Source organism: Actinomycetota bacterium, from assembly GCA_035540895.1.
Lineage (GTDB): Bacteria > Actinomycetota > JAICYB01 > JAICYB01 > JAICYB01 > DATLFR01.
Window position 1 is genome coordinate 1 of record DATLFR010000028.1, and the last position, 6449, is coordinate 6449.

General features: G+C 67.5%; 6 protein-coding genes. All 6 read left to right on the forward strand.

The genetic code is table 11. The features are described from left to right. A partial coding sequence (locus VM840_01765; GenBank protein ID HVL80302.1) for an ABC transporter substrate-binding protein occupies positions 1-1252 on the forward strand: 1252 nt, incomplete at its 5' end. Next, positions 1252-2160: a branched-chain amino acid ABC transporter permease gene (locus VM840_01770; protein ID HVL80303.1), complete on the forward strand. Its 909-nt coding sequence runs from the start codon at positions 1252-1254 to the stop codon at positions 2158-2160. The genes VM840_01765 and VM840_01770, both read left to right, overlap by 1 nt. After that, a complete protein-coding gene (locus VM840_01775) occupies positions 2157-4187 on the forward strand; it encodes a branched-chain amino acid ABC transporter ATP-binding protein/permease (protein ID HVL80304.1) in 2031 nt (676 codons plus the stop codon). Before VM840_01770 ends, VM840_01775 begins: the two co-directional genes overlap by 4 nt. A 69-nt stretch (positions 4188-4256) precedes the next feature. Further along, a complete protein-coding gene (locus VM840_01780; GenBank protein HVL80305.1) occupies positions 4257-4832 on the forward strand; it encodes a hypothetical protein in 576 nt (191 codons plus the stop codon). 6 nt (positions 4833-4838) lie between these two features. Further along, the gene (locus VM840_01785; GenBank protein HVL80306.1) at positions 4839-5525 is read left to right on the forward strand and encodes a hypothetical protein; all 687 of its coding nucleotides are present in this window, start codon (positions 4839-4841) and stop codon (positions 5523-5525) included. 98 nt (positions 5526-5623) lie between these two features. Continuing rightward, positions 5624-6449 (forward strand): hypothetical protein (locus tag VM840_01790; GenBank protein HVL80307.1); only part of this gene is annotated, 826 nt, incomplete at its 3' end.

The window sequence follows — 6449 nt, forward strand, 5'->3', positions numbered from 1 at the left end:
GGGTGCGGCTGCCGGAGCGGCGGGAGCCGCCGGCGCGGCCGGCGGAGGCGCCGCACAGGGGGCCGGACGTGCGGGTGGGCTCTTCTCCAGCGATACGGAGGGGGTCACCGACAAGCAGATCACCATCTGCTCGCACATCCCGATGACCGGCGCGGCGCCCATCCCTCGGCACCCCGACCGGTTCGGCCGCTTCTACTTCGAGATGGTGAACCGGGAGCAGGGGGGGATCCACGGCAGGCAGGTCAAGTTCATCACCCTCGACGACCAGTACTACCCGGCCGGGGCCCTCACCGCGGTCGAACGGTGCAAGAAGGAAGGCTCCTTCCTCTACGTGGGGGCGGCCGGGACCGACCAGATCGTGGCCGTGGCCAAGTCGTTCGCGGCCGCTAACAAGGTTCCCTACCTGGCCGGGCCCGCCTCGTCGAAGGACCTGCTCGGCATACCGCAGGTGAAGATGGTCGGACCCGACTACGAGTCCCAGCACGTCCTGCTCGCGGACTACCTCGTCAAGAACGCCCGGCAGCTCACCGGCAAGGACAAGCCGGTCTTCGGGATGCTCCGGGTGAACTCCCCGTTCTTCAAGAACGGACGCGACGTCTTCGCGGAGGAGCTGAAGAAGCGAGGGTTCGAGCTCGCCGTGGACAAGGTCGTCCAGAAGGACGAGAACCAGTTCACCGACATCATGTTCGAGATGCAGCGGGCGGGCGTGGACATCATCAACAACTTCACGACCCCGAACATCTGGATCAAGCTGCTTCGCCAGAACAACAACCCGAGCTACCAGCCGCTCTTCACGGCGGTCTCCCCGGCCGCCGGATACAACATCATCGCCGCGGCGCTCGCGGATGCCCGGGCCAAGGCGGTCCTCTTCCACCACCTCAACCCGCCCTACGACCACACGGACCCGAGCCTCGCCTGGGCCGAAGACATCCGGGAGTTCCGGAGGATCTTCGACCGGTACTCGCCTGAGAAGTGCGCGAACAACGACCCCCTATGCCCGGATGACTTCGACTACTCGGCGTACCTCGCGGCGAAGGGGCTGCAACGGATGCTGACCGCGGCCGGCAAGGACCTCACTCGCTCGAAGCTGTGGTCCATGCTCGACACGTACAAGGAGTCCCCGGCCGAGGTCGGCCCTGCCTGCCCGCTCGACTTCACCCGGGCGGCCGGACGGGGCGCCCACTACGTGAACGTCTACCGGCTCGACGGCGCCAAGTGGAAGGCCGTCTCCCTCTGCATCGATAAGGCCTGATGTACTCGATCCTCATCTCCGGGATCACCGACGGGGCCACGTACGGCCTCATGGCCCTGGGGATAGTGCTCGTCTACAAGGCGACGAAGGTGATCAACTTCGCGCAGGGCGAGATCGGGACCTTCGCCATCTACCTCGCCTGGGTGGCGACATCGGAGCTCGGCGCCCACACGGGACACCTCGGTCCGATCCCGGTGATCGGGTTGGGGCTGCCTGTCCTGTTCGGAGCGGCGCTCGCGGTCGTGCTCGCCGGGGGGATGGGGGTCGCCATGGAGCGGATAGTCATCCGGCCGATGAGCGATGCGGCTCCGCTCACGATCACGGTGGCCACGCTCGGGGTCTCGACCGTGCTCGGGGGCATCGAGTTCATCATCTGGGACGAACGCCCCCAGAACCTGCCTGCCCTGATCTCCGGGAGCGCACAGCTGGGGGACATCTTCGTGGCCTGGGGGCGCCTGCTCGCCCTCGCCGTCACCATCGCCCTCGGGGTCGCCTTCTACCTCTTCTTCAAGCGGTCCACGTTCGGGCTCGGGGTGCTCGCCGCGTCCCAGAACCCGTCGTCCCTGCGCCTCATGGGGATCAGGCTCTCGGTCGTCTCGATGTTCACGTGGGCGATGGCCGGCGTCCTGGCCGCGTTCGCGGGGATCATCCTCGCGCCGACGATCGGCGCCTTCCACCCGTTCTTCATGACGCTGCTGCTGATCCCCAGCTTCGCGGCCGCCCTCGTGGGAGGGCTCAACAGCCTCCCAGGGGCGTTCCTCGGCGGGATCGTCGTGGGCGTGGTGACGGCGGTCAGCCGCTACCTCTGGGGCGACGCGCTGCCGGGCGTGGAGTTCGTCGCCCAGTTCGCTTTGATCGTCGGGGTTCTCGCCCTGCGGCCGCGCGGCCTCCTGGGAGCCGAGGCGTGAGCGGCGGCCCGCTCGTGCCGCGCTCGCGGATCGTGTGGGGCCTCCTCGGCGTGGCCGTACTCCTGTCGCTTCCCGACATCCCGCTGGTCCGGAACAACTCGTTCCTGTTCGGATGGGCTCTCGTCTGGGGACTGGTCGGCCTGTCGGTCAACGTTCTCACGGGCTACGCAGGACAGATGTCCCTCGCGCAGGCGGCGCTCATGGGGACGGGGGCGTTCACGCTCGGCATCCTCAACACGACGCACGGGGTGCCTTGGTGGGTCGCGTACCCGGTGGCCGGCGTGACGACGTCGGCCGTGACCGTGCTGATCGGGGTCCCTGCCCTGCGGATCCGCGGACTACACCTGGCCATCGTGACCCTCGGGTTCCAGTTCCTGATGAACCGCGTGGTCTTCCGTCAGGACTTCCTGACCTCGGGGTCGGCCGGGATCGACATCGAACGGCCCGAGTGGTTCGGGGGTCAGGTGCTCGAGGATCATGCCTCGTTCATGTACGTGATCGTCGTCACCCTGCTCCTCGTCTGGCTGGTCGACCGGAACCTTGCCGCGACGCGCGGGGGCCGTGCGTTCTACGCCATCCGCGAGGACGAGCAGGTCGCCGCCTCCTTCGGGATCTCTGTCTCCCGGTACAAGCTGCTCGCCTTCGCCGTGTCCGGGTTCTACGCGGGGCTGGCGGGAGCCCTGTTCTCGACGTTGCAGCGGTCCGCGGGAGCCGAGCTGTACGACTACACGCAGTCGCTCGAGCTGCTCGTCTACGGGGTGATCGGTGGTCTCGGCTCCCGGGCCGGGGTGTTCGTCGCGTCGATGCTCCCGATCTTCTTCCGGCAGGTCTTCCAGGGGCTGCGGATGTGGTCGACCGTCCTGGGCGGGGTGCTGCTGATCCTGACGCTCACCCGGTACCGGGGCGGGCTCGCCGAGCAGGGTCGTGAGCTGGCCCATATCGGCTCGCACCTGTGGACCCACCGCCGGCATGTGGCGCACAAGCTCCTGAAGCTCCTCACCTTCCCGGTCGCCCTGTGGCGCCACCGGGCCGTCGTCGTCCACCTCGTCCGAAACATCCACCACCTCCCCGCCCTGGCGAAGGCGCGCCGGGCGGCCAAGCACGCGCCCTCCACCCCCCATCAGGGTCCCGAGGACACGCTCGAGACCGAGGCGTTCGTGCCGGAGATCTCCCGGTCGTCCACGAACGGGCGACACGTCACGAGCGCTGTCCTGACCCGGCCGGCCAAGGGAGCCCTCGTGAAGGTGGAGGGCCTGTCCATGAGGTTCGGCGGGGTCCAGGCCCTCGACAACGTCGCCCTCGAGGTCCGCGAGGGCGAGATAGTCGGGCTGATGGGCCCCAACGGGGCCGGGAAGACGACGCTCTTCAACTGCATCTCCGGGTTCTACCGTCCCAACAGCGGGACGATCACGTTCGGCGGGCGCGACGTGACCCGGACCCCCCCGCACCGCCGGGCCGAGATGGGGTTCGGACGCACCTTCCAGAACATCGGTCTGGTGAAGTCGGAGACCGTCCTCGCGAACCTCATGATCGCCCAGCACACGGAGGCCGGGTACGGCCCCCTGGAGGGGATGCTGAGGACGGCCGCGGTCCGGGAGGCCGAGGAGCGGCTGCGTGAGCGGGCGGTCGATGCCCTGGAGCGACTCGGTCTCTCCGAGATGGGGGACCGCGTCGTCCACGACCTGCCGCACGGGCTCCTGAAGGTCGTCGAGCTCGGAGCGGCGCTCGTGACGGGACCCCGGGTCCTGCTCCTCGACGAGCCCTCCTCGGGGATGGCCCCACCGGAGGCCGAGCAGCTAGGGCGCACCCTGCGGGAGATCCAGGAGGTGTTCGACGTGACCATCCTCATGATCGAGCACCACGTCCCGCTCGTCCTGTCCGTGGCCGACTACGTGTACGTCCTCAACTTCGGGCAGATCCTCGCGGCCGGCGAGGCCCACGAGGTGGCCGACGACCCCGAGGTGATCGCTGCCTACCTGGGGGGCGACGTCACCGATATCGACGAGCCCGCGCTCGCAGAAGCCTAGACGGCAGGGATCGGGCCGGCCGGAGCGAATGGTTTCCCCCACTGGGGTGGTTCGGGTGAGGGAGGGACGATGAAGCTCAGACGCACAGCACTTGTCCTCGCGGTGGCGGGGCTGGTGGCCGTACCGGCCGGACCGACGAACGCAGCCGAGGATTGCCTCGCGCCGCCGGTGAGCCTCTGTGTGATCCAGAACCAGAGGCAGATGTACATGTTCTTCTCACCGAGCGGAAGCGGAAACGGAGAGCTCACCGTGGATGCCACGGGCGCCGCGACGATCTCCTTCTTCACGCAGAATCCATCTGCGATCGTGAAGGGGTCTGCCCCGGTGGAGTCTCTCGAGACAACGTTCACCTGGGGGGCCGACCATGCGGCTCGTCCGGCCGAGACGACGGCGACCGTGCGTGGGACGATCCCCCTCGAGACGAATGCCCTGGGGCTGGACTCGATCTACGTTGACCTCACCCTGACCGGGACGCCTGGTGACTCCAGTCACCGCGGCACGGGATGCAGTGTCTCGGATGCCGCTAGCGTCGGGAACGGCCGCAGTCGTCAGGCCGCGGCGACCGGCGTGATCGGCGACGTAACCGTGAACCAGTCTGCAGCGCAGGTTCGTTCCTACGACGTCTGTGCGGCTGCGAGGAGGTAGGAGTAGATGAACCGAAAGATCATCATCTCAATCTTGGTCGGGCTCAGCTTGATCTCCACTTCCTTGGCGCCTGGCGCAAGGGCTCAGGTCGAGACGACGGTGACGGTGACTGTGCTCGAGGGAGTAGGCAAGGTTTGCAACAACGTTCCGGGAGGTGAGTGCGCTTACTACATGGACGACCCGCTGTGGAACCGCGTGACGAATAACCCCCCAGGGCAGGGACTCTACTGGCCGGGCGTCGGGCCGGCAGCCCGGTATTCACCGGTCGAGTTCACGGCTGGCCCTCAGAGTCTTCCCCCGGGTTCCCTGTGCGTTAGCACTGTGACAGGCCCGGGATGCAGCATCCGTTCGTTCGCGACGCCCGAGGAGGCGAGGGCGATGACGCATGGAGTGTTCCGCGGTCGTTCTGGTGTGGGCGCGTACTGTGGTTCCTCGTACGGCCGGCTCACCAGTACCTTCACGGCCGCTCCCCACCCGGTCACCGGCCAGACATACCCTCAGGTCACCTTCGACTACACGTGGGAGCAGTCCGCCGCCACGATCCTTCCGATCGTCGGGCGCGGGAACGACGGATCCACGCTGATCGGATTCACCAGCTCTCGCGGGGTGTCCGGTTCGGGTGACTGCGGCATCAGTGCTCCCACGACGGCTTTCCAGGTGGAGGGGTTCACGGTTTCCTTCCGCGCCCCGTAGGTAACACGAGCAAGGCTCGGGGGCGCCGATGGAGACATCGGCGCCCCCGCATGTCCGTCGAGGAATCCGGCAGAACGGGCGAAGGAGCGCGCAGGGCGATGCCAAGAGTCAGGGCGATAGCGACCGCACTCGTGGTGGCGTTGGTCGCCATGGCCGCGCCACTGGCCTCACTCGCGGCTGATGGTGTCATATCGCCCGCGGAGCGGATGCCGCTCATGGCGCCAACCGATGCCGACGCGAGCGTCTCCGCAAACGGATCCCTGCTCCTGGACAGACAGCGACGCATCGGGTATCAGGTCTTCGCTCTACGCGCCGGCACTACTGCCGTCCAGTCGTTCGACCTCGACACGCTCAGTCCAGTTCAATCCCGGACGTTCCCCTTCTCCATCGCGACGCCTCGAACGGCAGGTGCATCGGGAGAGTTCATCCAAGCGATCGATGAAGTGACGGGGCGCCTCTACTTCGGCTTTCTCGCGCTCGGGGTCTTCGGCGGCGTCGTGGCGATCGATGGGCCGACACTCACCCAGCTCAACAGGTTCAGGAGGGAAGATGCTCCTCCCACTCCGGCGTCCTCTGGTCTCTGCACCTCTGTCAACTCGTGCGTGCCGTCCCCCGCGGGAGTGGTGCCTGCGGTGGCCGGCCTAGAGGTGACCCCCTCCCGTCTCACAGGTACCAGCTCAAAGCTGCTCCTCCTGATGGAGGAGCCGAAACCGCCGGGCACGGAGAACAACGTCAACGCGGTCTGGGTAGCGCAGTGGGACTCGGAGACGGGGAAGCAGGACTGGATCTACCGCGTCGGCGCCTGCGGCAGCTACCAACTGCCCTCTCACCCTGTCTCGCGGTATCAGCTGGGTTTGTTCCAGAGCCGCCGTGGTGCCGCCATCTACACAGCGTGTCGGGGGTCGGGTGGGACGGGGCAGGTCG

Coding starts and splice junctions, on each gene's coding strand:
- VM840_01785 (HVL80306.1), top strand. CDS start 4,839: ATGAACCGAAAGATCATCATCTCAATCTTGGTCGGGCTCAGCTTGATC.
- VM840_01780 (HVL80305.1), top strand. CDS start 4,257: ATGAAGCTCAGACGCACAGCACTTGTCCTCGCGGTGGCGGGGCTGGTG.
- VM840_01770 (HVL80303.1), top strand. CDS start 1,252: ATGTACTCGATCCTCATCTCCGGGATCACCGACGGGGCCACGTACGGC.